At 68.5% G+C, this 23,378-nt stretch carries 22 protein-coding genes and 1 tRNA gene; 16 read left to right on the top strand and 7 right to left on the bottom strand.

Going from position 1 to position 23,378, the window contains the following annotated elements; all coding sequences use genetic code 11:
- Positions 1-56: 56 nt before the first annotated feature.
- The gene (locus DIE21_RS27445; protein ID WP_124500626.1) at positions 57-437 is read right to left on the bottom strand and encodes a thioredoxin family protein; all 381 of its coding nucleotides are present in this window, start codon (positions 435-437) and stop codon (positions 57-59) included.
- Between the two features lie 36 nt (positions 438-473).
- Positions 474-1,907 (bottom strand): DNA-processing protein DprA, encoded by a 1,434-nt coding sequence (gene dprA, locus DIE21_RS27440; RefSeq protein WP_124500625.1) that lies wholly within the window; start codon positions 1,905-1,907, stop codon positions 474-476.
- A gap of 71 nt (positions 1,908-1,978) precedes the next feature.
- Between dprA and def the strand changes: the two genes are divergently transcribed.
- From def to DIE21_RS27370, 14 genes are all read left to right on the top strand, one after another.
- On the top strand, positions 1,979-2,482 hold the full coding sequence (gene def / locus DIE21_RS27435; RefSeq protein ID WP_124500624.1) for a peptide deformylase: 504 nt from the start codon (positions 1,979-1,981) through the stop codon (positions 2,480-2,482).
- Positions 2,483-2,516: 34 nt separating this feature from the next.
- Complete coding sequence (gene fmt / locus DIE21_RS27430; RefSeq protein ID WP_124500623.1) at positions 2,517-3,500, top strand: methionyl-tRNA formyltransferase; 984 nt, start codon at positions 2,517-2,519, stop codon at positions 3,498-3,500.
- Between the two features lie 110 nt (positions 3,501-3,610).
- Complete coding sequence (locus tag DIE21_RS27425) at positions 3,611-4,249, top strand: LysE family translocator (RefSeq protein WP_124500622.1); 639 nt, start codon at positions 3,611-3,613, stop codon at positions 4,247-4,249.
- A 99-nt stretch (positions 4,250-4,348) separates the two neighbouring features.
- Positions 4,349-5,206, top strand: coding sequence for a zinc metalloprotease HtpX (gene htpX, locus DIE21_RS27420; protein WP_014895693.1), 858 nt, complete (start codon positions 4,349-4,351; stop codon positions 5,204-5,206).
- A gap of 176 nt (positions 5,207-5,382) precedes the next feature.
- Positions 5,383-6,771 carry a 16S rRNA (cytosine(967)-C(5))-methyltransferase RsmB gene (gene rsmB / locus DIE21_RS27415; protein WP_124500621.1) on the top strand — a complete coding sequence of 463 codons (1,389 nt, stop codon included), beginning with the start codon at positions 5,383-5,385 and terminating at the stop codon, positions 6,769-6,771.
- On the top strand, positions 6,768-7,358 hold the full coding sequence (locus DIE21_RS27410; protein WP_124500620.1) for a DUF4390 domain-containing protein: 591 nt from the start codon (positions 6,768-6,770) through the stop codon (positions 7,356-7,358). The genes rsmB and DIE21_RS27410 overlap by 4 nt, the downstream gene beginning before the upstream one ends.
- Complete coding sequence (gene esaS, locus DIE21_RS27405) at positions 7,348-9,762, top strand: sensor histidine kinase EsaS (RefSeq protein WP_124500619.1); 2,415 nt, start codon at positions 7,348-7,350, stop codon at positions 9,760-9,762. Before DIE21_RS27410 ends, esaS begins: the two co-directional genes overlap by 11 nt.
- Complete coding sequence (esaR, locus tag DIE21_RS27400; protein ID WP_124500618.1) at positions 9,763-10,464, top strand: response regulator transcription factor EsaR; 702 nt, start codon at positions 9,763-9,765, stop codon at positions 10,462-10,464.
- Positions 10,465-10,526: 62 nt separating this feature from the next.
- Positions 10,527-10,602 (top strand) — tRNA-Phe (locus tag DIE21_RS27395).
- Between the two features lie 350 nt (positions 10,603-10,952).
- The gene (queC, locus tag DIE21_RS27390) at positions 10,953-11,687 is read left to right on the top strand and encodes a 7-cyano-7-deazaguanine synthase QueC (RefSeq protein ID WP_124500617.1); all 735 of its coding nucleotides are present in this window, start codon (positions 10,953-10,955) and stop codon (positions 11,685-11,687) included.
- Positions 11,688-11,762: 75 nt separating this feature from the next.
- The gene (queE, locus tag DIE21_RS27385) at positions 11,763-12,395 is read left to right on the top strand and encodes a 7-carboxy-7-deazaguanine synthase (protein ID WP_124500616.1); all 633 of its coding nucleotides are present in this window, start codon (positions 11,763-11,765) and stop codon (positions 12,393-12,395) included.
- Positions 12,396-12,413: 18 nt separating this feature from the next.
- Positions 12,414-12,866, top strand: coding sequence for a 6-carboxytetrahydropterin synthase QueD (gene queD / locus DIE21_RS27380; RefSeq protein WP_014895699.1), 453 nt, complete (start codon positions 12,414-12,416; stop codon positions 12,864-12,866).
- Positions 12,867-13,178: 312 nt separating this feature from the next.
- Positions 13,179-13,964 carry an HpcH/HpaI aldolase/citrate lyase family protein gene (locus DIE21_RS27375; RefSeq protein ID WP_124500615.1) on the top strand — a complete coding sequence of 262 codons (786 nt, stop codon included), beginning with the start codon at positions 13,179-13,181 and terminating at the stop codon, positions 13,962-13,964.
- Positions 13,961-14,737, top strand: coding sequence for a tetratricopeptide repeat protein (locus tag DIE21_RS27370; protein ID WP_124500614.1), 777 nt, complete (start codon positions 13,961-13,963; stop codon positions 14,735-14,737). The genes DIE21_RS27375 and DIE21_RS27370 overlap by 4 nt, the downstream gene beginning before the upstream one ends.
- 108 nt (positions 14,738-14,845) lie before the next feature.
- Here DIE21_RS27370 and rodA read toward each other — a convergent pair whose 3' ends face one another.
- The 5 genes from rodA to DIE21_RS27345 form a co-directional block, all read right to left on the bottom strand.
- Complete coding sequence (rodA, locus tag DIE21_RS27365) at positions 14,846-15,994, bottom strand: rod shape-determining protein RodA (protein ID WP_124500613.1); 1,149 nt, start codon at positions 15,992-15,994, stop codon at positions 14,846-14,848.
- An 11-nt stretch (positions 15,995-16,005) separates the two neighbouring features.
- A complete protein-coding gene (gene mrdA / locus DIE21_RS27360; protein WP_124500612.1) occupies positions 16,006-18,291 on the bottom strand; it encodes a penicillin-binding protein 2 in 2,286 nt (761 codons plus the stop codon).
- Between the two features lie 109 nt (positions 18,292-18,400).
- Positions 18,401-18,913, bottom strand: a complete 513-nt coding sequence (gene mreD, locus DIE21_RS27355; RefSeq protein WP_009687274.1) for a rod shape-determining protein MreD — start codon at positions 18,911-18,913, stop codon at positions 18,401-18,403.
- Positions 18,910-19,977: a rod shape-determining protein MreC gene (gene mreC, locus DIE21_RS27350; protein ID WP_124500611.1), complete on the bottom strand. Its 1,068-nt coding sequence runs from the start codon at positions 19,975-19,977 to the stop codon at positions 18,910-18,912. Before mreC ends, mreD begins: the two co-directional genes overlap by 4 nt.
- 128 nt (positions 19,978-20,105) lie before the next feature.
- The gene (locus DIE21_RS27345; protein ID WP_004189550.1) at positions 20,106-21,149 is read right to left on the bottom strand and encodes a rod shape-determining protein; all 1,044 of its coding nucleotides are present in this window, start codon (positions 21,147-21,149) and stop codon (positions 20,106-20,108) included.
- Positions 21,150-21,517: 368 nt separating this feature from the next.
- On the opposite strand from DIE21_RS27345, the gene gatC reads away from it, so the two are divergent.
- Positions 21,518-21,817 carry an Asp-tRNA(Asn)/Glu-tRNA(Gln) amidotransferase subunit GatC gene (gatC, locus tag DIE21_RS27340; RefSeq protein ID WP_124500610.1) on the top strand — a complete coding sequence of 100 codons (300 nt, stop codon included), beginning with the start codon at positions 21,518-21,520 and terminating at the stop codon, positions 21,815-21,817.
- Between the two features lie 66 nt (positions 21,818-21,883).
- Positions 21,884-23,374, top strand: a complete 1,491-nt coding sequence (gene gatA / locus DIE21_RS27335; RefSeq protein ID WP_124500609.1) for an Asp-tRNA(Asn)/Glu-tRNA(Gln) amidotransferase subunit GatA — start codon at positions 21,884-21,886, stop codon at positions 23,372-23,374.
- Positions 23,375-23,378 lie beyond the last annotated feature (4 nt).

Raw genomic sequence — 23,378 nt, 5'->3', positions numbered from 1 at the left:
CCGGCGCGGCGGCGCGCGCAACGGCGCGAAAAGCCGCCGTCCGGCCGGTGCGCGCCTTACGCCTCGACGTTCAGGATGTTGCGCAATTTCGGTGCGTGCGGCGAGCCGGGCACCGCGCTCAGGTCGGACAGCATCCGCTCGACGATCGCCGCGTGCGGCAGCACCGTGCCGAAGAAGCGCGCGGTGTTCGCGTCCTCGATCAGGATCGTCGGGAAATTCTCGACGTCGAGATCGTCGAGCCGGTCGGCATGGGTTTCGATGTCGATCCACGCGAAGCAGGCGTCGGGATGGGCGTCGGCGAGCTGGTCGAAGGCTGTTCGGTAGTCGCGGCAGGTGCCGCACCACTCGGCGCACAGGCAGGCGACCAGCAGCGTGTCGGGATCGGCGAGGCGCTCGGCGATCCGATCGGCATCGGTGTCGAGATTCAGCGCGGGCATGGAATTCCTTGGGTATCGTCGGCGGCACGGCCGCCCCTATGCGGGGGAATGTAGCACGCCGGACGGGGGCGGGGTGGGCGCCGCGTCAAGCCGCGCGAAGCGTCCGCCGGGCACGCTCGCGACACGGCCGGCCAGTTCGAGCGCGAGCAGCGCACGGTGCAGCACGTCGTCGGACAGGCCGCTGTGCTCGGCGAGCCACTCGTAGGTAACGGGGCCGTATCCCAGTGCGGCGAGCACTGACCGTTCGGCCGGGTTGTCGGGTGGCGCGTCGTCGATTCCGGCCGGTGCGGCGACGGGAACGGTGGAGTTCGTCTTCGCGACGTGCTCGCCCGCGCGTTGCCCCGCGGGGGCTGCGTCGCCGTTATCGGGGCACGAACCCGAATTCGTCGTGGCGTGGATGGCGAGCGCCGCCGGTTCGCCCAATCCGTATTCCTCGAGCACGTCGAGCGGCGTCGCGGCGAGCTTCGCGCCGTCGCGGATCAGCGCATGGCAGCCCTGCGCGAGCGGTGCGTGGATCGAGCCCGGCATCGCGAACACGTCGCGGCCCAGTTCGTTCGCGAGCCGCGCGGTGATCAGCGAGCCGGAGCGCGGCGCGGCTTCGACGACGAGCGCGCCGAGCGCGAGCGCGGCGATCAGCCGGTTGCGCTGCGGGAAGTGCGACGCCCGCGCGAGCGTGCCGAGCGGCCATTCGGACACGATCGCGCCGCGCGCGGCGATCTCGTGCGCGAGCGTGCGGTGCCGCGCCGGATAGACGAGATCGGCGCCCGTCGCGATCACCGCGACCGTGCTGGCGCGGCCATCGAGCCCGCCGCGATGCGCGGCGCCGTCGATGCCGAGCGCGAGGCCGGAGACGATCGCGAGCCCCGCATCGGACAGCGCGTGCGCGAAGCGCGTCGCGTCGGCGAGCCCTTGCGGCGTCGCGTGGCGGCTGCCGACCACGGCAAGGCCGCGTGCGTGCAGCAGGTCGAGCCGGCCCTTTACATATAGCAGCGCCGGCGGATCGTGCAGGTCGCGCAGCCGCGGCGGATAGGCGGGATCGGTGAGCGTGACGATCGCGTTGCCCGGTGCATCGAGCCATGCGAGCGCGTCGTCGGTGCGCATGTCGAGGTCGTCCCGCTCGCTGGCGCGCACCGCCCGCGCGGCGGCGGCGCTGCTTGCCGCGCTGATGGCCTGGTCGGACGCGCGCAGCAGCGCCGCCGGCGAGCCGAATGCATCGAGCAGCGCGTGCAGCACGGCGGGGGCAAGGCCCGGCGCATGCGCGAGCTGCAGCCACGCGCGCAGCGCGGAGGTGGTCAGCGCTTGCGGTGACATGAGGTTCCCCTCGAATGCGACGGCCAGCGAACCGCGTGGCGCCATGATAAAATTTTCATCATCCGAAATACTCGACAGGGCCGCGCGCACCGGCGTCCGGCCAATTGCAGGAGGCATGACCCGCGGCGTTGACATGCCGCGCGTCCGCCTCATCTTCATTGCATCCCGGCGGCGGCGCCAGCCGGCCGGATGGCCGATGCGGCGCGCTGCTCCACCGAATACCGAACACCATGGCTTTGCTGAACATTCTTCATTACCCCGACAAGCGGCTGCACAAGGTCGCCAAGCCCGTCGACAAGGTCGACGACCGGATCCGCAAGCTCGTCGCCGACATGGCCGAAACCATGTACGCAGCGCCCGGCATCGGCCTTGCGGCGACGCAGGTCGACGTGCACGAGCGCGTGATCGTGATCGACGTCTCCGAGGAGAAGAACGAGCTGCGCGCGTTCATCAACCCCGAGCTCATCTGGTCGAGCGACGTGAAGCAGGTCTACGAGGAGGGCTGCCTGTCGGTGCCCGGGATCTACGACGAGGTCGAGCGTCCGGACCACGTGCGCGTGCGTGCGCTCAACGAGCACGGCGAGACCTTCGAGCTCGACTGCGAGGGCCTCCTGGCCGTGTGCGTGCAGCACGAGATGGATCACCTGATGGGGCGCGTGTTCGTCGAATACCTGTCGCCGCTGAAGCAGACCCGCATCAAGACGAAGATGAAGAAACTCGAACGCGCGATGTGACGCGCGTGCGCCAAGCCCGACCCCGAACGCTTTCATGACCCATACGTTGCGCGTGATTTTTGCCGGCACGCCGGAATTCGCCGCGGCCGCACTCGCCGCGATCCACGAGGCCGGTTTTCCGGTGCCGCTCGTGCTCACCCAGCCCGATCGCCCTGCCGGGCGCGGGATGAAATTGCAGGCGAGCGCGGTGAAGCGCTATGCCGTCGAGCACGGGATGCCCGTCGCGCAGCCGCCGTCGCTGCGCCGCGCGGGCAAGTACCCGGCGGAGGCGGCCGACGCGATCGAGCGCCTGCGCACGACCCCGCACGACGTGATGGTGGTCGCCGCGTACGGCCTGCTGCTGCCGCAGGAAGTGCTCGACATTCCGCGCGCCGGCTGCATCAACATCCACGCGTCGCTGCTGCCGCGCTGGCGCGGCGCCGCGCCGATCCACCGCGCGATCGAGGCCGGTGACGCCGAGACGGGCGTCACGCTGATGCAGATGGACGTCGGCCTCGACACCGGCGCGATGATCGAGGAAGCGCGCCTCGCGATCGCGCCCGACGATACGACCGCCACGCTGCACGACCGGCTGGCCGCCGACGGCGCGCGGCTGATCGTCGACGCACTCGTGCGGCTCGAGCGCGACGGCATGCTGCCTGCCACGCCGCAGCCGGCCGACGGCGTGACCTATGCGGAAAAGATCGGCAAGCACGAAGCGGCGCTCGACTGGCGCAAGCCGGCCGCCGTGCTCGCGCGCCAAGTGCGTGCGTTCGACCCGTTCCCGGGCGGCGTCGCGACGCTCGACGGCGCGGCGATCAAGCTGTGGGCGGCCGAGCCCGTGGCGGCGCGCGGCGACGCGGCGCCCGGCACGATCGTCGAGGCGGCGCCGGAAGGCGTGATCGTCGCGTGCGGCAGCGGCGCGCTGCGCGTCACGCAACTGCAGAAGCCGGGCGGCAAGCGGCTGCCCGCGCGCGAATTCCTGGCAGGCTCGCCGCTCGTCGCGGGCCAGCGCTTCGGGTTGCCCGACGGGACTTGAGCGTGATTCGACACGGCCTGCCGGCTGCACGCAATCGGCCGGACGGCCGAGTCGCGCGGCGCGGCAGGCGCGCGTAGAATTTCCCTGCGCTTTCCGGTTTCGAGGTTTTCATGCTTGGCATCACCCATTTCGGCTTCTTCGTACTCGCGGTTTTCCTGCTGAACGTCACGCCCGGCCCCGATACGGCGTACATCGTCGGCCGCAGTGTCGCGCAGGGCCGCGGCGCGGGGCTGATGTCGGCGCTCGGCATCTCGGCCGGCTGCTGCGTGCACGCGCTCGCGTGTGCATTCGGCCTGACCGCGCTGCTCGCGGCGTCGGCCGCCGCGTTCACGGTGATCAAGCTTGCCGGTGCCGCTTACCTGATCTACCTCGGCGTGCGCATGCTTCTCACGAAGCAGGCCGCCGCGGCAGGCGCGCAGGCGGCGCAGGCCACGGCCGCGAAGCCGCTGCGCCAGCTGTTCATGCAGGGTTTCTGGACCAACGTGCTGAATCCGAAGGTCGTGCTGTTCTTCGTGTCGTTCTTCCCGCAGTTCGTGTCGGCCGACAGTCCGCACAAGGCGCTGGCGTTCCTGGCCCTCGGCGCGGTGTTCGTCGTGATGAGCACGATCTGGACCGGCATCGTTGCATGGGTCGCGGGCAGCGTCACGCAGTGCTTTTCCGGCAAGCCGGGCGTCAGGAAGTGGCTCGACCGCACGGTCGGCAGCGCGTTCGTCGGTCTCGGGCTGCGGCTCGCGGCGGCGCAACGCTGAAATTGAATTTTTCCGGCAAGACCTTATCTAACAAATCACTTACAATTTTCCGCTATGCACGGTGATGTGCGGCGGGTCCCCTGAGGATAAGGAGTGGGTATGTTCAATTGGGTCAAAACGGCGATGCTGATGGCCGGGATCACGGCCCTGTTCATCGTGATCGGCGGCATGATCGGCGGTTCGCGCGGCATGACGATCGCGCTGCTGTTCGCGCTCGGCATGAATTTCTTCTCGTACTGGTTCTCCGACAAGATGGTGCTGCGCATGTACAACGCGCAGGAAGTCGACGAGAACACGGCGCCGCAGTTCTACCGGATGGTGCGCGAGCTCGCCACCCGCGCGAACCTGCCGATGCCGCGCGTCTACCTGATCAACGAGGACGCGCCGAACGCGTTCGCCACGGGCCGCAATCCGGAACACGCGGCAGTCGCCGCGACGACGGGCATCCTGCGCGTGCTGTCCGAGCGCGAGATGCGCGGCGTGATGGCGCACGAACTCGCGCACGTGAAGCACCGCGACATCCTGATCTCGACGATCACCGCGACGATGGCGGGCGCGATTTCGGCGCTGGCCAACTTCGCGATGTTCTTCGGCGGCCGCGACGAGAACGGTCGCCCGGCCAATCCGATCGCGGGGATTGCGGTCGCGCTGCTGGCGCCGATCGCAGGCGCCTTGATCCAGATGGCGATCTCGCGGGCGCGCGAGTTCGAGGCCGACCGCGGCGGCGCGCAGATCTCCGGCGATCCGCAGTCGCTCGCCACCGCGCTCGACAAGATCCATCGCTATGCGGCGGGCATCCCGTTCCAGGCTGCCGAAGCGCATCCGGCCACCGCGCAGATGATGATCATGAACCCGCTGCACGGCGGCGGCCTGCAGAACCTGTTCTCCACGCACCCGGCGACCGAGGAGCGCATCGCGCGCCTGATGGAGATGGCGCGTACCGGCCGCTTCGACTAAGTCGCGTCGCACTCGCCACATCGCCCCGCACGCCCCGCGCTGCGGGGTGTTTCATTTGTGCATCCCGTAAAGGGGCCGCATGGCCTCACGCTACAATGCGCGGTTTGGAATCGCGGCGGCCACGCGGGCCGCAGGGTTCCCGCCGCTCGCGGCGCCCGTTTGCCGATTTTGCTCCGATGACACGAACCCGTTCCTCCGCTCCGTCTTCCTCCGGCCGTCCCGCGCGCCTGTCCGCACTGCATCTCGCGCCCGATTCGCTGGGCTTTGCGCTCGACGCGGCCGCGCAGGCGGTCGATGCGGTGCGGCGCGGCACGGCGCTGCCGGCGGCACTGGCCGCCGTGTTCGCGCAGATGCCGGCCGGCGCGCAGGCGCTGGCGCGCGGCGCGACGCAGGACGTCGCCTACCGCACGATGCGCCGCCTCGGCACCGCGGACTGGCTGATCGGCCGGCTCGTCAGCAAGGCGCCGCCCGCGCACGTGCAGGCGGTGCTCGCCGGCGCGCTTGCGCTGCTGCTCGATCCGGAAGAATCGGCGGCGTATCCGGCGTTCACGATCGTCGACCAGGCCGTCACCGTGATCGGCGCCCGACGTGAACATGCGTTCGCGAAGGGGCTGGTCAACGCGGTGCTGCGCCGTTTCCAGCGTGAGCGCGACGCGCTCGTCGCGGCGCTGCAGGACGATCCGGTCGCCCGCTGGAATTACCGCCCATGGTGGATCGATGCGGTGAAGCGCGCGTGGCCGGATGCATGGCAGGCGATCCTCGCGGCCGGCGAGCGCCAGGGGCCGCTGACGCTGCGCGTGAACGCGCGCCGCGCGACCGTCGACGCGTATCTCGACACACTGCGCGCGAACGGGATCGACGCGATCGCGATCGGCCGCCATGCGGTGCGGCTCGCGTCGGCGCTTCCGGTCGAGCGCATTCCGGGCTTCGTCGATGGCGTCGTGTCGGTGCAGGATGCCGGTGCGCAGCTCGCGGCCGAATGGCTCGGCGCGCGTGACGGCATGCGCGTGCTCGACGCGTGCGCGGCACCGGGCGGCAAGACCGGCCATATCCTCGAGCTGGCCGACGCGGACGTCGTCGCGCTCGAGAGCGACGCGACCCGTGCGGCGCGCATCGGCGAGAACCTCGCGCGCCTGTCGCTCGCGGCGGACGTACGGGTCGGCGACGCAGGCGCGCCGCACGCGTGGTACGACGGCCGGCCGTTCGATCGCATCCTCGCCGACGTGCCGTGCTCGGCGTCGGGCATCGTGCGCCGCCATCCCGACATCCGCTGGCTGCGCCGCGAAGCCGACATCGCCGCGCTCGTCGCCGAACAGCGCCGCATCCTGACGGCGTTGTGGCCGCTCGTGAAGCCGGGCGGCGAACTGCTCTACGTGACCTGCTCGATCTTTCCCGAGGAGGGCGAATTGCAGGCCCGCTGGTTTGAAGCGTCCTGTGAAGATGCGGTACGATTGGACGCGCCCGGCCAACTGCTGCCGGGCGGCGTGCACGGCGGGGCGGCCGGCGCACTTGACCAGAACACCGATCACGACGGATTTTTCTACGCGCGGTTTCAGAAACGGTGACGATCAAACACCTTTTTCCACTTCGGCTCGCGGCCGTCCTGCTGGTGGCGTTGACGCTGTGCCTGGCTGTCGTTCGGCCGGCGCGCGCCGAGTCGATCGCCGTGCAGCGTGCATCGCTGCAGGCTGACGGAAGCGGCTGGAGCCTCGATGCCCGCTTCGATTTCGAGCTGAATCCGAACCTCGAGGATGCCGTCAACAAGGGCATCCCGCTTTACTTCACGACCGACTTCGAACTCGGCCGCGCGCGCTGGTACTGGTTCGACGAGCAGCCGGTGTCGGTGTCGCAGACGATCCGCCTGTCGTTCCAGCCGCTCACGCGCGAGTACCGCGTGTCGACGGGCGGGCTGCAACTCGGCTTCCCGTCGCTGAAGGACGCGCTTGCGGTCGTCCGGCACATCACGTCATGGCACGTGATCGACCGCAACCAGGTGCGCGCCGGCGAAACCTATACGGCCTCGGTGCGCATGCAGCTCGATACGGCGCTGATGCCGAAGCCGTTCCAGGTCGACGCGGTGAACAACCGCGACTGGACGCTCGGCTCGGACTGGAAGCGCTTCAACTTCACGGTGACCGAACGTGCTAAATAAAGTGCGCCGCGCGGCCAGCGGGAAGAGCCTCCTCGTTCGCGTGATCGTCTCGACCGTCGCGCTCACTGCGCTGCTGCTGCTCGTGCTGCTGGCGGCCGCGAGCGCGAACACCGAGTTCTTCGACCGCTACTACTCGTGGCTGTACGCGATGAACATCATCGTCGCGCTCGTGTTCCTGCTGGTGGTGCTCGGGCTGATCGGGATGATCGTCGTGCGCCTGAGGAAGGGCAAGTTCGGCACGCGGCTGCTCGCGAAGCTCGCGGTGTTCTTCGCGCTCGTCGGCGTGGTGCCGGGCGGCATCATCTACATCGTGTCGTACCAGTTCGTGTCGCGCAGTATCGAGTCGTGGTTCGACGTGAACGTCGAGACCGCGCTGACGGCCGGCCTGAATCTCGGCCGCGGGATGCTCGACGCATCGCTGTCCGACCTGCAGACGAAGGCGCGGCTGATGTCCGACCAGCTCGCGAGCGTCGATGCGAACACGAACGGCACGACGCTCACGCTCCTGCGCCTGCGCGACCAGTTCGGCGTGCAGGACGCGACGATCGTCGAGCCGAGCCGCGGCGCCTCGGGCGCGGCGCCCGAACTGCACATCGTCGCGCAGGCGTCGGGCAATTTCGCCGCGCTGATTCCGGACGACCTGCCGACGCCGCTGATGCTGAGCCAGGCGCGCGAACACGGCGCGTACGCGGCGATCGAGGGCGAAGTCGACGGCGACCCGCGCGCGCACGGCGCGAAGGGCGCGTTGCGGCTGCGCGTCGTGCGGCCGATTCCCGATGCGACGACGTCGCTGCTGCAGCCCGCGGAGCGGTTCCTGCAGCTCACGCAGCCGGTGCCGCCCACGCTCGCGCACAACGCCGACGCCGTGCAGCGCGCGTATCGCGAGTACCAGGAAAAGTCGCTCGGCCGCACCGGGCTGCGCAAGATGTACATCGGTACGCTCACGCTCGCGCTGTTCCTCGCGACCTTCATCGCGATGATGCTCGCGCTCGCACTCGGCCAGCAGCTCGCGCGGCCGCTGTTCCTGCTCGCGCAGGGCACGAAGGAGATCACCGAAGGCGACTACACGCCGAAGCGCGAGATCAAGTCGCGCGACGAGCTCGGCTTCCTCACGCAGTCGTTCAACGCGATGACGCGCCAGCTGTCCGAGGCGCGGCTCGCGGTCGAGAAGAACCGGGTCGCGCTCGAGCATTCGAAGACGTATCTCGAGAGCATTCTCGCGAACCTGACCGCCGGCGTGTTCGTGCTCGACCGCCAGTTCCGGCTGACGACGGCCAACCGCGGCGCCGAGCGGATCTTCCGGCAGCCGTTCGGCTCGATGATCGGCACGGCGCTCGACCGGATCGGCGTCGTGGCGGAATTCGGCGCGATGGTGCGCAAGGCATTCGCCGATCGCGAGGCGGCTTCCGACGGCGGCAGCGGCGATCGCGGCCACTGGCAGCAGCAATTCGCGGTCGAAGTGCCGGGCGAAGCCGATCCGCTGACCTTGCTCGTGCGCGGCACGCGCCTCGTCTCGACGGTCGAGGGCCAGGCCGACGATCCGCAGACATCGGGCTACGTCGTCGTGTTCGACGACATCTCCGACGTGATTTCCGCGCAGCGTTCGGTCGCATGGGGCGAGGTTGCGCGGCGGCTCGCGCACGAGATCAAGAACCCGCTGACGCCGATCCAGCTGTCGGCCGAGCGGCTGCAGATGAAGCTGTCCGACAAGCTCGCGCCGCACGATGCGGACGTGCTCAAGCGCGGCGCGACGATGATCGTCAACCAGGTGGCCGCGATGAAGCGGATGGTCGACGACTTCCGCGAATATGCGCGCACGCCGCCGGCGGTGCTCGCGAACCTGCAGTTGAACGAACTGGCGAGCGAGGTGCTCGGGCTGTATGGTGTCGGCGAAGGCAAGAGCGCGATCGTCGCCGAGCTCGCGCCGTCGCTGCCGGTGATTCGCGGCGACGCGACGCAACTGCGCCAGGTGATTCACAACCTGCTGCAGAACGCGCAGGATTCGGTCGCGGAAGTCGCGCATCCGCGTGTGTTGATCGAAACCAAGACAGTAGAATATGGCGATCCCGACGCCGAGGGCAAAACGCGCGTCGCGGTACGTCTTACCGTGTCCGACAACGGGCCCGGTTTTCCGGCACGCATCCTGACCCGTGCGTTCGAGCCTTACGTGACGACGAAGGCGAAGGGCACGGGGCTCGGGTTGGCCACGGTCAAGAAAATCGTCGACGAGCACGGCGCGCGGATCGATCTGCGCAATCGCATGCACGGCGAGACCGTCGAGGGTGCGCAGGTGTCGATCCTGTTCCTGCAGATGGCGAGCGATGCGCCAGGCGCCGAACCCGGCGCGCAGGGCGGGACGGCCCCCGCTAAGACAAAAGCAAGTGTGCAGACAAAGGCAGCGTAAATGGCAACCATCCTGGTGGTAGATGATGAAATGGGCATCCGGGAATTGCTCTCGGAGATCCTCAGCGATGAAGGACATGTCGTCGAGGCAGCGGAGAACGCGCAGGCCGCGCGGGAATACCGTCTGAATCAGGCGCCCGATCTCGTGCTGCTCGATATCTGGATGCCCGATACCGACGGCGTCACGCTGCTCAAGGAATGGGCGGCGCAGGGCCTGTTGACGATGCCCGTGATCATGATGTCCGGGCACGCGACGATCGACACGGCCGTCGAGGCGACCAAGATCGGTGCACTGGATTTCCTCGAGAAGCCGATCGCGCTGCAGAAGCTGCTGAAGTCGGTCGAGCACGGTCTCGCGCGCGGTGCGGCACCGGTGTCCGTCAACGCGGCGGCAAAGGCCGGCGCCGGCCACGCGTCGGGCCCGGCGGCGGTCGCGTCGGCCGCCGCGCTGCCGACGCTCGGCGACGACATGGCCGCGGCGCTCGGCCTTGCGGGCCAGACGGCTGCGATTCCGTTCGACATCCCGTTGCGCGAAGCGCGCGACGCGTTCGAGCGTGCGTACTTCGAATATCACCTCGCGCGCGAGAACGGCAGCATGACGCGCGTCGCGGAGAAGACGGGCCTCGAGCGCACGCACCTGTATCGCAAGCTCAAGCAGCTCGGCGTCGAGCTCGGCAAGAAGCCGTCGGAAGGCGCCGCATAAAAATATTTCGCGAATACCCTTGCGCAAGTGAAGAGAGCTGGATATACTTTCTCTTCTTCGTTGGCCCGGTAGCTCAGTTGGTAGAGCAGCGGATTGAAAATCCGCGTGTCGATGGTTCGATTCCGTCCCAGGCCACCAGCAGTTCCAACCCCAAGAATCGGAAGGTTCTTGGGGTTTTTCGTTTGTGGTGGGTTTGCGCGGCATCGGTGGTGCGTCCGGCAGCATTCGCCGGGGCGTGATAAAATCCGTGCCCGCTCAATGACTTAGCGCATCGCTTCATGCGTACGGCAGGGCTGCCCGCAGGCGCCGCCGTGACGCGCGGCAACGATGCCGCGCGATGGGCGGTATAAGCGCGCCGCCGCGTTCGCGGCCGGCCGCGCTGCCTATACTGGTCGAGCCGGCGCAGGCCGGCACGCGTCGGGCCGCCCGGCGGCAGCCGGTCCCGGGGCGCAGCGCGACGCGAGCCTACACATTCACGGAGTATCACGGTGATTCGGACAGACGCTAAAGACGGCGCGCTCGTGTTGTTTTCCGGCGGGCAGGACTCGGCCACGTGCGTGGCCTGGGCCCTGGAACGCTACCAGACGGTCGAGACGCTCGGCTTCGATTACGGCCAGCGCCACCGCGTCGAACTCGAATGTCGCGAAGGCGTGCGCGACGCACTGAAGAGTCAGTTTCCCGCCTGGGCCGACCGCCTCGGCGACGATCACATGGTCGACCTGTCGGTGCTCGGCGCGATCAGCGACACCGCGATGACGCGTACGATCGAGATCGAGACCGCGGCGAACGGCTTGCCGAATACGTTCGTGCCGGGCCGCAACCTGCTGTTCATGACGATCGCGGCCGCGATTGCCTATCGCCGCGGATTGCGCGTGCTGGTCGGCGGGATGTGCGAGACCGATTTCTCGGGCTACCCCGACTGCCGCGACGACACGATGAAGGCGCTGCAGGTCGCGCTGAACCTCGGGATGGACACGCGCGTCGTGCTCGAGACGCCGCTGATGTGGCTCGACAAGGCGCAGACCTGGCAACTCGCCGAGCAGCTCGGCGGCGAGGCGCTCGTCGAGCTGATCCGTGTCGAGACGCACACGTGCTACGTGGGCGAGCGCGCGGAACTGCACGACTGGGGCTTCGGCTGCGGCGAATGCCCGGCCTGCAAGCTGCGCAAGCGCGGCTACGAGGCCTACCTGAAGGGCGAGCGGGTGACCGAAGCGCCGCTGTGACGCGGCTGCGCCGGCGGCGCTTGATGGATAACGGATTCTGATCGACAACGAGCGGCGCGAGCCGGACGAAGCACGATGACTTACGCGGTCAAGGAAATTTTCTACACGTTGCAGGGCGAGGGCGCGAACGCGGGCCGTCCGGCCGTGTTCTGCCGGTTCGCCGGCTGCAATCTGTGGTCGGGCCGCGAAGAGGATCGTGCGGAGGCCGTGTGCCGCTTCTGCGATACGGACTTCGTCGGCACCGACGGCGAGAACGGCGGCAAGTTCAAGGACGCCGAAGCGCTCGCCGCGACGATCGCCGGCCTGTGGCCGGACGGCGAAGCGCACCGCTTCGTCGTCTGCACGGGCGGCGAGCCGATGCTGCAGCTCGACCAGCCGCTCGTCGACGCGCTGCACGCGGCGGGCTTCGAGATCGCGATCGAGACCAACGGCTCGCTGCCGGTGCTCGAGACGATCGACTGGATCTGCGTGAGCCCGAAGGCCGACGCGCCGCTCGTCGTCACGAAGGGCAACGAACTGAAGGTCGTGATCCCGCAGGACAACCAGCGGCTTGCCGATTACGCGAAGCTCGATTTCGAGTATTTTCTCGTGCAGCCGATGGACGGCCCGTCGCGCGACATCAATACGAAGCTCGCGATCGACTGGTGCAAGCGGCATCCGCAGTGGCGGCTGTCGATGCAGACCCACAAATACCTGAACATTCCCTGAGCCACGGCTTTTGACATCGTGCTGATTACCCGAAAACTCGAATTCGACGCGGGCCACCGCATTCCCGATCACCGCAGCCAGTGCCGGAACCTGCACGGTCATCGCTACGTGCTCGAAGTCACGCTGCGCGGCGATCTCGTCGATACCGAGGGGGCGCCCGACCGCGGCATGGTGATGGATTTCGCCGACGTGAAGGCGCTCGCGGTCGAGCACCTCGTCAACAAGTGGGACCACGCGTTCCTGGTCTACGCGCGCGACGAAGTCGTGCGCTCGTTCCTCGAGCAGATGGCCGACCACAAGACCGTCGTGATCGACCGGATCCCGACCGTCGAGAACCTCGCGGCGATCGCGTTCGACATCCTCGCGAACGTGTACGACGCGCACTACGGCGTGAACCTGCGCCTGGAACGCGTGCGCCTGTACGAAACGCCGAACTGCTGGGCCGACGTCGAGCGCCAGCCCGGCCGCTGACCCTGCCTTCGCGGCAGCCCCGCCGGCCGGCGCGGGCTGCCCGCCATCGCGCCCCGCGGCCTCGTCCCGCGCCGGCGCGGCTGCCCGCCCGTTCCCACATTCCGTGTTTTGCCGCGCTATGATCGTTGCAAGGCAACGGAAAACACGCCATTGCGCCAGCGCGCGGCCCGCGCTGTCAGATTTGCCGCTCATGGCCGACTGACGTTCCGGGGCCCGGCGCGGCCGCCGTGCTTCGACAGCCTGGCGTGTTGCGCACCGCTTCGCCCGTTGCTTGTCCCGTTCGATTGCCGTTCCGTCCAGGAGGCCGTATCGATGAGCACGCTCACCAATTCCCTCAAACAACGCCTGCACGACGGCGACGAGCCGCTGTACGGCCTGTGGCTGTCGCTCGGCTGCGACTCGGCCGTGGAAGCGCTCGCGCACGCCGGCTACGACTGGCTCTGCATCGACATGGAGCACGCGCCGAACGACAGCCGCGACGTCGCGTCGCAACTGCGCGCGCTGGCCGCCGCGCACCTGCCGAGCGAGCCCGTCGTGCGCGTGCCGGGGCGCGAGCCGTGGCTCGTGAAGCGTGCGCTCGACGCGGGCGCGCGCACGCTGATGTTCCCGGGCATCGAGACGCCTGACGAGGCCGCGCACGCGGTGCGGCTTACGCGCTTTCCGTCGCCGGATTCCCCGGACGGGCTGCGCGGCGTGGCCGGCATGGTGCGCGCGGCGGCGTTCGGCATGCGCCGCGATTACCTGCAGACGGCCAACGCGCAGGTCGCGGTAATCGTGCAGATCGAATCGGCGCGCGGGATCGACGAAGTCGAGCGGATCGCCGCGACGCCGGGCGTCGACTGCCTGTTCGTCGGCCCGGCCGATCTGGCGGCGAGCCTCGGGCATCTCGGCGACAGCCGCCACCCGGACGTCGAAACCGCGATGGCGCGCGTGCTCGCGGCCGGCAAGCAGGCCGGCGTCGCGGTCGGCATTTTCGCGAGCGATACGGCGACCGCGCGCCAGTATCGCGAGGCCGGCTACCGGATGATCGCGCTGTCGGCCGACGTGAGCTGGCTGCTGCGCGCGACGCGACAGGCGCTGCAGGAGGTGCGGTCATGAACGGCGGTGATGGCGCGGGTCCGGGACGCGCGCGGCGCACGACCGGTGCGCGCGGGCGGATCGGCGCGCTGCTCGGGTTGGGGATCATGTGCGTTGCCGCGTCGGCGCAGAATGCGCCGCACGCGAAACCGGACCCGGCGCACGAGACGCAATCGGCGGTGGCCGACTACAACGCCGGCGACTATCGTGCGGCGCTGGTGCAGTTCCACGACGCGGCCGAACGCGGCGACCGGCTCGCGCAGTTCAACTACGCGATGATGCTGCTCACTGGCGTCGGCGTGACCGCGAACGTCGACGAGGGGCTGCGCTGGCTCAAGCGGGCGGCCGACGCGAACATGTCGCATGCACAGTACGTGTACGGGCGGATGTTCGACGACGGCGAGTTCGTCGCGCGCAATCCGGTCGAAGCGCACCGCTGGTTCCTGCGCGCGGCGAAGCAGGGGCACGTGCAGGCCGAGCTGTCGCTCGCGAACCAGTTCCTCGACGGGCGGGGCACGCCGCGCGACAACCGGCAGGCGTTCGCGTGGTACAAGCAGGCGGCCGACGCGGGCGAGCCGACCGCGCAGTACGTGACCGCGTCGTTCTACGAGCGCGGCGGCGACGGCGTCACGCAGAACCTGAACATCGCACGTGCGTATTACGCGGCCGCGGCCGCGCATGGCGACGAGACGGCTGGGCTGAAATTCAAGGAGTTGAGCGCGCGGCTGAAGACGCAGGAGCCGGCTTCGGGTGCCGGTGCGGACCACGGGAGTCCGGGCGCGACGCCGCAGTGAGCGGGCGATACCCGCTGCATTCGGCCTGTCCAACGAAAATCGGCGCCCGAGGCGCCGATTTTCGTTGCTGCGACTGCTTGTGGCTGCTTGCGGCCGCGTGCCGCGTCGTCAGCTCTTCATCAATCGCCGCTGTCGCCCGACGCTCATGATCATCCCGATCGCGATGCCGAGCGTCGTGAGCGCGGTGCCGCCGTAGCTCATGAACGGCAGCGGCACGCCCACGACGGGCAGCACGCCGCTCACCATCCCGATGTTGACGAACGCGTAGACGAAGAACGCGAGCGTGAGCGAGCCCGCGAGCAGCCGGCCGAACAGTGTCGCGCCCTGCGCGGCGATGTAGAGCCCGCGCGCGATCAGCGCCATGTACAGCGTCAGCAGCACGAGGCCGCCGAGGAGCCCCCATTCTTCCGAGAACACCGCGAAGATGAAGTCGGTGTGCTTCTCCGGGATGAATTCGAGGTGGGCCTGCGTGCCCTTCAGGTAGCCCTTGCCGAGCACGCCGCCCGAGCCGATCGCGATCACGGCCTGGATCGTGTGGAAGCCCTTGCCGAGCGGGTCGGAGGTCGGGTCGAGCAGCGTGCACACGCGGTGCTTCTGGTAGTCGTGCATCAGCGGCCACTGCACTTCAGGCTGGCAGATGCGCTCTTCGAACACGGCGATCGAGCCGACCGCGATCACGCCCGCGACGAGCACCGGCACGATCAGCTTGAACGACAGGCCGGCGAGGTAGATCACGAAGAGGCCGGCTGCGAACACGAGCAGGCCGGTGCCGAGGTCGGGCTGCTTCGCGATCAGGCCGACCGGCACCAGCAGGATCCCGAACGCGGCGACGAAGTCGTACCAGCGCAACCCGCCTTCGCGGCGCTGGTAGTACCACGCGAGCATCAGCGGTGTCGCGATCTTGAGGATTTCCGACGGCTGGATCACGACGCCGACGTTCAGCCAGCGTTTCGCGCCCTTCTTGGTCATCCCGAACAGCGCGACCGCGATCAGCAGCGCGACCCCGAACGTATAGAGCGGGACCGCGAAGCGCATCAGCGTGGTTGGCGGGATGTTGGCGATCACCCACATCAGCACGAACGTCAGCAGGATGTTGCGCAACTGGTCCTCGACGCGGCCCGGCATGTCGATCGCCGCGCTGTACAGCGTGACGATGCCGACGCACAGCAGCAGGAACACGATGAGGGCGAGCGGGCGGTCGAAGCCCGCGAACATCTGCTTGATCTTGTCGAGCCAGGCGCGCTTGTCGAATTGCATGCCTTTCTCCGTTAATGAGCGGTGCCGGCGTTCGCCGTTTTCGCGGCGGCCGTGGCACGGGAGTTGTCGTCGCGTGGCGCCGCGGCGAGCGGCTGCGCGTCACTGGCGGGCCGGCGCGGCCGGTGCGGGCGCCGGATCGGCGGCAGGCTCGCGGCCCTCGGCGCTGCGGCGCTTGCGTCGGACGCTTGCGCCGCGCTCGCGCCGGCTGCGCCCGACGCATCGGGTGCCGATGCGGCCGATGCCGCATTCGCCGCGCTGGCCGCGTTGGGCACGACCGGCTGCGGCAGCGCGGTGAAGCCGGCCGCGACGACGGCGGACTTCGAGGTATCGCCGATCACGGGCGCGCTCACCGGCTCGGTCGCCGATGCGGCGGCGGCCACGGCCGCGGCCTCGTTCTTCGGGTTCTGGCGCTCGACGAGGTAATAGTCGAGCACGCGGCGCGCGATCGGGCCCGCGGCCTGCGCGCCCCAGCCGCCGTTCTCGACGACCAGCGCGAGCGCGATCTGCGGATGGTCGACCGGCGCGTACGCGATGAACAGCGCATGGTCGCGCAGGTGCTCGGCAAGCAGGTGGCCCTTGTAGTTCGAGCCCTGCAGCGAGAACACCTGCGCGGTACCGGTCTTGCCCGCCGCGAGGTACGGCGTGCCGCGGAACACCTTGTACGCGGTACCGGACGGGTTCTCGATCACGTTCTCCATCCCGCGCTTCACGACGTCGATGTCGGCCTGCTTGAGCGGGATCGTTTCGCTTTCCTTCGGCACCGTCAGATGGCGTCCGCGCGTGATCGGATCCTCGACTTCCTTCACGAGGTGCGGCTTCATCACGACGCCGTTGTTCGCGAGCGTCGCGGTGGCATGTGCGAGCTGCAGGATCGTGAACGAGTTGTAGCCCTGGCCGATCCCGAGGCTGATCGTCTCGCCGTCGAACCACTTCTGCTGCGCGGCCTTCTTGAACGCCTTCTTCTTCCAGTCGGTCGACGGCAGGATCCCGCGCGCCTCGCCCTGGATGTCGATGCCGGTGATCTGGCCGAAGCCGAACGGCTTCATGAAGTTCGCGATCGCGTTCACGCCGAGGTCGCGCGCGAGCATGTAGAAGTAGGTGTCGTTCGACACCATGATCGCCTTGTTCATGTCGACCCAGCCCTGGCCCGAGCGCACGTCGTTGCGGAACGTGTGGCCGCCGAACGTGAAGTAGCCGGGATCCTGGAAGCCCCAGCCCGGTGTGCGCTTGCCGAGCGTCAGGCCGGCCAGCGCCATGAACGGCTTGTACGTCGAGCCGGGCGGGTAGGTGCCGTGCAGCGGTCGGTTCAGGAGCGGCTTGTCGGACGAGTTGTTCAGCTCGTCCCAGGTCTGCTGGTCGATCCCGTCGACGAACGAGTTCGGGTCGAAGCTCGGCGACGACACGAACGCGAGCACGTCGCCCGTCTTCGGCTCGATCGCGACGAGCGCGCCGCGCTTGCCGGCGAACGCCTGCTCGGCGACCTGCTGCAGCCCGATGTCGAGCGACAGCACCAGGTTGTTGCCGGGCGTCGCCTGCGTGCGCGACAGCGTGCGCACGGGCCGGCCGCCGGCCGTCACCTCGACTTCCTCGAAGCCCGTCAGGCCATGCAGCTCGGTTTCGTAGCTCTGCTCGACGCCGATCTTGCCGATGTAGTCGGTGCCCTTGTAGTTGTTCGCGTCGCGGCGCGGATCGTAGTGTTCCTGGTCGCTGTCGTTGTCGTCGCTCATTGCGTCGATGCGATCCTGGTCGCGCTTCGAGATCCGGCCGATGTAGCCGATCACGTGCGCGGCCGTCATGCCGAGCGGGTACTGGCGGAACAGGCGCGCGCGCACGTCGACGCCGGGGAAGCGGAAGCGCTGCGCGGTGAAGCGCGCGACTTCCGCGTCGGTGAGGCGCGTGCGGATCGGCAGGCTCTCGAAGTTCTTCGAGTCTTCCTGCAGCTTCTTGAAGCGGCGGCGGTCGCGCGCGTCGATCGGGACGATCTCGGACAGCTTGTCGATCGTGTGGTCGAGCGTGTCGTCGAGCTTCGACGGCGTGATCTCGAGCGTGTACGCCGAATAGTTCTTTGCGAGGACCACGCCGTTGCGGTCGGTGATGAGCCCGCGGTTCGGCACGATCGGCGCGACCGAGATGCGGTTTTCCTCGGCCTGCAGCGCGTATTTGCCGTGCTGCATCAGCTGCAGGTAGAAGAAACGGCTCGCGAGCAGCCCGAAGCAGACGAACACGAACACGCCCGCCGCCGCGACGCGCAGGCGGAACTTCGAGAGCTGCTGTTGGGTGTCGTTGAATTCGGTCATGCGGTTACGGTCGAGGCCCGTGCGCGTCGAGCGCGCGCGGGCGAGGGGCTGCCCCGGAGCGCGGCGCGCGGCGGGCGTGGGGGCGGCGGGTATTCAAGGTCGGTCCGGCTCAGATGGGGCGCGTATCGTCCGGGTCGACCGGGCGGCGTTGCGGCATCAGCAGCAGGTGGCTCGCGATCGGCCACAGCGCGGCCTCGACGAAGCCGTCCACCAGGTAGCGCCAGCCGGGAAACGCGGCGCCCATCACGAGGCGGATCACGAACGGCACCAGTTGCGCGACGACGAGCAGCGGCGTGACGTACAGCACCTGCACGCCGATCGGCATCCACAGCACGCGGCGATGGATCGTGATCGCGCCGTACGACAGCAGCGTATAGGCGAGCGCGTGCTCGCCGAGCAGCCCCGCGTCATGCACGTCCATCAGGATGCCGAGCGCGAACGCGACGCCCATCCCGACCTTGCGCGGCTGGTGGATGTTCCAGAACAGCAGCACGAGCGCGACGAAGTCGGGCACGCCGGGCAGGCGGCCCCACGGCATCAGGTTCAGCAGGAACGCGGCGGCGAGGCTGAAGACGATGAAGTACGGGTTGACCGGCTGCAGGATGTATTGCGGGCGGTTCATCGCTGGGCTCCTGGTTGCCCGGCCGCGGGCTGCGCGGGCGCGGCGGCGGGCTTGGCCGGAGCGGCGGGCGCCGCCGGCGCGGGCTTCGCGCCGGGTGCGGCCGCGGTGGCCGGCTTCGCGTTCGCGTCGGCCTTCTCGGCTTTCTCGCCCTTCGCGGCGGCCTTGGCGCCCTTCTTGCCCTTCGCGTTCTTGTCGGCGGCCGGATCGGGCTCGGCCGGGCGCGGCGGGACGTCGTTCTGGTAATGCAGCACGAGCATCTGGCGCGCGCCGCGCACGGCGGCGACCGGCGCGCAGGTCACGCGCGCGAACGCGGTATCGGCGAGCTTGTCGACGCGCACGACCTTCGCGACCGGCAGGCCCGGCGGATAGACGCCGTCGAGGCCGCTCGTGACGAGCTCGTCGCCTGCGACGAGGTCCGAGCTCGTCGGCACGAAGCGCAGATCGAGCGAATCGCCCTTCGGCGTGCCGTAGATCACGCTGCGCAGGCCGGTGCGCAGCACCTGCACGGGAATCGCGAGATCGCGGTCGGTGATCAGCGTGACTTCGGCCTGCAGCGGGAACACGCGCGTGACCTGGCCGACCACGCCGTCCTCGCTGACGACCGGCGCGCCGTTCTGGATGCCTTGCTGCGAGCCCTGCCCGATCACGATCTTCTGCGTGAACGGATCGCTGGTGTCGTACTGGATCTCGACCGGCGTCGATTGCGTCGCGATGTGCTGGCGCAGCTCGAGCACCGCGCGCAGGTGCGCGTTTTCCTGCGTGAGCACGGCGGCCTGGTTGGCTTGCGTGGACAGTTGCAGGTTGCGCTTGCGGAGGTCGTCGTTCTCGTGGCGCAGTGACGCGCCCGTGACGGCGATGTCGGCCGCGCCCATGAACAGGTCGCGCGGCACGAGCGCCGCGCGCTGCAGCGGGTACAGCACGGTGCCGAGCACGCCGCGGACGATTTCGAGCGTGCTGAAGCGCGCGTCCGACACGAGGAGCGCGATGGCGACGGCGACGAAGAAGATGAGCCGCGCGAGCGCGGGCGGACCTTGCTTGAAGAGGGGCGGCGGACTGTATTCCATGGTCGGCGCCGGGCGCGTGGTGATCGGTTAAATAATGCTCAGACGCGCAAACGGCGTGGCGGTTCGTTCTGAACGAGCGATCCGGCCACGCCGCGGGTGCGTCATATCAAACGGGACTGCTTAGGCGATCACTCGTACGAGAAGATGCTGCCCAGTTTGTCCATGCGCTCGAGCGCCATGCCCGAACCGCGCACGACGCAGGTGAGCGGATCTTCCGCGACGAGCACCGGCAGGCCGGTTTCTTCCGCGAGCAGGCGATCGAGGTCGCGCAGCAGCGCGCCGCCGCCCGTCAGCATCATCCCGCGCTCGGCGATGTCGGCGCCGAGTTCCGGCGGCGTCTGCTCGAGGGCGATCTTCACCGACGACACGATCTGGTTCAGCGGATCGGTCAGCGCTTCGAGGATTTCGTTGCTGGAGATCGTGAAGCTGCGCGGAATGCCTTCCGACAGGTTGCGGCCCTTGACTTCCATTTCCTTGACTTCGGAGCCCGGGAACGCGGAGCCGATTTCCTTCTTGATCGCTTCGGCGGTTTGTTCGCCGATCAGCATCCCGTAGTTGCGGCGGATGTAGTTGACGATGGCTTCGTCGAACTTGTCGCCGCCGACGCGCACCGAGCCCTTGTACACGATGCCGCCGAGCGAGATCACGCCGACTTCCGTCGTGCCGCCGCCGATGTCGACGACCATCGAGCCGGTGGCTTCCGACACCGGCAGGCCCGCGCCGATCGCGGCCGCCATCGGCTCCTCGATCAGGTAGACCTGCGATGCGCCGGCGCCGTGCGCGGCTTCCTTGATCGCGCGGCGCTCGACCTGGGTCGAGCCGCACGGCACGCAGATGATGATGCGCGGCGACGGCGAGAACATGCGCGACTCGTGCGCCGTCTTGATGAACTGCTTGATCATCTGCTCGGTGACGGTGAAGTCGGCGATCACGCCGTCCTTCATCGGGCGGATCGCCTCGATGTTGCCCGGCACCTTGCCGAGCATCTGCTTGGCTTCCTTGCCGACCGCCTGGATCGTCTTCTTGCCGTTGGGGCCGCCTTCCTGGCGAATCGACACGACGGACGGCTCATCGAGCACGATGCCCTTGCCGCGCATGTAGATCAGGGTGTTTGCGGTGCCGAGGTCGATCGCCAGATCGTTGGAGAAGTAGCTGCGCAAAAAACCGAACATTCAGAATCCTGTTTCGCTCTGGGCCGGCCCTGCATAGCGAGCGCTGAGGGCGGCAGCGGAAAAAATAACAGCCTCGGGAAGCGTGGCGGAAGCGGCCGCCGCGGCGCACGAAGCTGCGAGTGATGTCTACCGGGGATCGCACGAAGCACGCACGGCTTGCCGAAGCGGGGCGAAACGGTGCGGGAAAAGGCTAGCCGGGTTTGGGTCGAACGCGTAATGATACCTTATAATTTCACGGTATTTGAATCGAAACGGGCGGTATTTTTGCCGCTTCGGCCCCGATTTTTGAGGGTGGGATCGCACCCTCCAACCCCCCGCCGCAGCGCTGCTTTCGATGCGCTGCGCAGCCTTGTTTTTCCGGTGATCGCATGGCCCTGACCCTGACCGATGTGAAACGCATCGCGCACCTGGCGCGACTCGAAATGGCCGACGCCGACGCCGAGCATACGCTCGGCCAGCTCAATGAATTCTTCGGCCTCGTCGAGCAGATGCAGGCGGTCGACACCGCCGGCATCGCGCCGCTCGCCCACCCGATCGAACAGATCCAGGAAGTCGCGCAGCGCCTGCGCGACGACGCCGTGACGGAAGTCGTCGATCGCGACGACAACCAGCGTCCGGCGCCGGCCGTCCAGGACGGCCTCTATCTCGTGCCGAAGGTGATCGAGTAAGCATTCGATGACAAGCGCGCCGGCGCCGCGCCGCGCGCCACCCAGAATTCCCAGGAAAACCACTCAATGCACGCAAAAAGCCTGACCGAACTGCGCGCCGCGCTCGCCGCCAAGGAATGCTCGGCCGTCGAGCTCGCGCAGCTCTACCTGAAACGGATCGACGCGGCACGCGACCTGAACGCGTTCGTCCATGTCGAGCCCGACCTCACCCTCGCGCAGGCGAAGGCCGCCGACGCCGAACTCGCGCGCGGCGCGGGCGGCGCGCTCACCGGCCTGCCGATCGCGCACAAGGATGTCTTTGTCACGCGCGGCTGGCGCTCGACCGCCGGCTCGAAGATGCTCGCGCACTACGAGAGCCCGTACGACGCGACCGTCGTCGCCCGCCTGCAGGCGGCCGGCATGGTCACGCTCGGCAAGACCAACATGGACGAGTTCGCGATGGGCTCGTCCAACGAGAATTCGGCGTTCGGCGCGGTGAAGAACCCGTGGGACACGAACGCGGTGCCGGGCGGCAGCTCGGGCGGCAGCTCGGCGGCCGTTGCCGCGCGCCTCGCGCCGGCCGCGACCGGCACCGACACCGGCGGCTCGATCCGCCAGCCCGCGTCGTTCGCGGGCGTGACGGGCATCAAGCCGACCTACGGCCGCGTGTCGCGCTACGGGATGATCGCGTTCGCGTCGTCGCTCGACCAGGGCGGCCCGATGGCGCAGAGCGCGTCCGACTGCGCGCTGCTGCTGAATGCGATGGCCGGCTTCGACGAGCGTGACTCGACGAGCCTCGAGCGTGACGACGAGGATTTCACGCGCCACGTCGGCCAGCCGTGGGCCGCCGGCAACGACGCGGCCAGGCCGCTCGCGGGCCTGCGCATCGGTTTGCCGAACGAGTACTTCGGCGACGGCCTCGCCGACGACGTGCGTGCGTCGATCGACGCGGCACTCAAGCAGTACGAGGCGCTCGGCGCGACGCTCGTGCCCGTGTCGCTGCCGAAGACGGAACTGTCGATCCCCGTGTACTACGTGATCGCACCGGCCGAGGCATCGTCGAACCTGTCGCGTTTCGACGGCGTGCGCTTCGGCCACCGCGCCGCGCAGTACGGCGATCTGCTCGACATGTACAAGAAGTCGCGCGCCGAAGGCTTCGGCCCCGAGGTGAAGCGCCGGATTCTCGTCGGCACCTACGTGCTGTCGCACGGCTACTACGACGCGTACTACCTGCAGGCGCAGAAGATCCGCCGCATCATCGCGAACGATTTCCAGGAAGCGTTCAAGTCCTGCGACGTGATCATGGGCCCGGCGTCGCCGACGGTCGCATGGGATCTCGGCGCGAAGGGCGATGATCCGGTGCAGATGTATCTCGCGGATATCTACACGCTGTCGGTGAGCCTCGCCGGCCTGCCCGGCATGAGCGTGCCGTGCGGCTTCGGCGCGGGCGCGAACGCGAAGCGCCCGGTCGGCCTGCAGATCATCGGCAACTATTTCAACGAAGCCCGGATGCTGCAGGTCGCCGACGCGTTCCAGCGCGCGACCGACTGGCACAAGCAAGTTCCGGCTGGAGCGTAAATAT

Source organism: Burkholderia sp. Bp9140, from assembly GCF_003853425.1.
GTDB lineage: Bacteria > Pseudomonadota > Gammaproteobacteria > Burkholderiales > Burkholderiaceae > Burkholderia.
The sequence above is the reverse complement of the archived record's forward strand: the minus strand, read 5'-3'. Positions and strand labels throughout refer to the sequence as shown.

What these genes read in the sequence shown, in the direction of transcription:
- DIE21_RS27345 (WP_004189550.1), bottom strand. Translation starts at nt 21,149, where the DNA reads ATGTTCGGTTTTTTGCGCAGCTACTTCTCCAACGATCTGGCGATCGAC.
- rodA (WP_124500613.1), bottom strand. Translation starts at nt 15,994, where the DNA reads ATGCAATTCGACAAGCGCGCCTGGCTCGACAAGATCAAGCAGATGTTC.
- mreC (WP_124500611.1), bottom strand. Translation starts at nt 19,977, where the DNA reads ATGGAATACAGTCCGCCGCCCCTCTTCAAGCAAGGTCCGCCCGCGCTC.
- mreD (WP_009687274.1), bottom strand. Translation starts at nt 18,913, where the DNA reads ATGAACCGCCCGCAATACATCCTGCAGCCGGTCAACCCGTACTTCATC.
- gatC (WP_124500610.1), top strand. Translation starts at nt 21,518, where the DNA reads ATGGCCCTGACCCTGACCGATGTGAAACGCATCGCGCACCTGGCGCGA.
- DIE21_RS27370 (WP_124500614.1), top strand. Translation starts at nt 13,961, where the DNA reads ATGAACGGCGGTGATGGCGCGGGTCCGGGACGCGCGCGGCGCACGACC.
- def (WP_124500624.1), top strand. Translation starts at nt 1,979, where the DNA reads ATGGCTTTGCTGAACATTCTTCATTACCCCGACAAGCGGCTGCACAAG.
- DIE21_RS27425 (WP_124500622.1), top strand. Translation starts at nt 3,611, where the DNA reads ATGCTTGGCATCACCCATTTCGGCTTCTTCGTACTCGCGGTTTTCCTG.
- DIE21_RS27375 (WP_124500615.1), top strand. Translation starts at nt 13,179, where the DNA reads ATGAGCACGCTCACCAATTCCCTCAAACAACGCCTGCACGACGGCGAC.
- esaR (WP_124500618.1), top strand. Translation starts at nt 9,763, where the DNA reads ATGGCAACCATCCTGGTGGTAGATGATGAAATGGGCATCCGGGAATTG.
- fmt (WP_124500623.1), top strand. Translation starts at nt 2,517, where the DNA reads ATGACCCATACGTTGCGCGTGATTTTTGCCGGCACGCCGGAATTCGCC.
- htpX (WP_014895693.1), top strand. Translation starts at nt 4,349, where the DNA reads ATGTTCAATTGGGTCAAAACGGCGATGCTGATGGCCGGGATCACGGCC.
- DIE21_RS27445 (WP_124500626.1), bottom strand. Translation starts at nt 437, where the DNA reads ATGCCCGCGCTGAATCTCGACACCGATGCCGATCGGATCGCCGAGCGC.
- dprA (WP_124500625.1), bottom strand. Translation starts at nt 1,907, where the DNA reads ATGAAGATGAGGCGGACGCGCGGCATGTCAACGCCGCGGGTCATGCCT.
- queE (WP_124500616.1), top strand. Translation starts at nt 11,763, where the DNA reads ATGACTTACGCGGTCAAGGAAATTTTCTACACGTTGCAGGGCGAGGGC.
- rsmB (WP_124500621.1), top strand. Translation starts at nt 5,383, where the DNA reads ATGACACGAACCCGTTCCTCCGCTCCGTCTTCCTCCGGCCGTCCCGCG.
- mrdA (WP_124500612.1), bottom strand. Translation starts at nt 18,291, where the DNA reads ATGACCGAATTCAACGACACCCAACAGCAGCTCTCGAAGTTCCGCCTG.
- gatA (WP_124500609.1), top strand. Translation starts at nt 21,884, where the DNA reads ATGCACGCAAAAAGCCTGACCGAACTGCGCGCCGCGCTCGCCGCCAAG.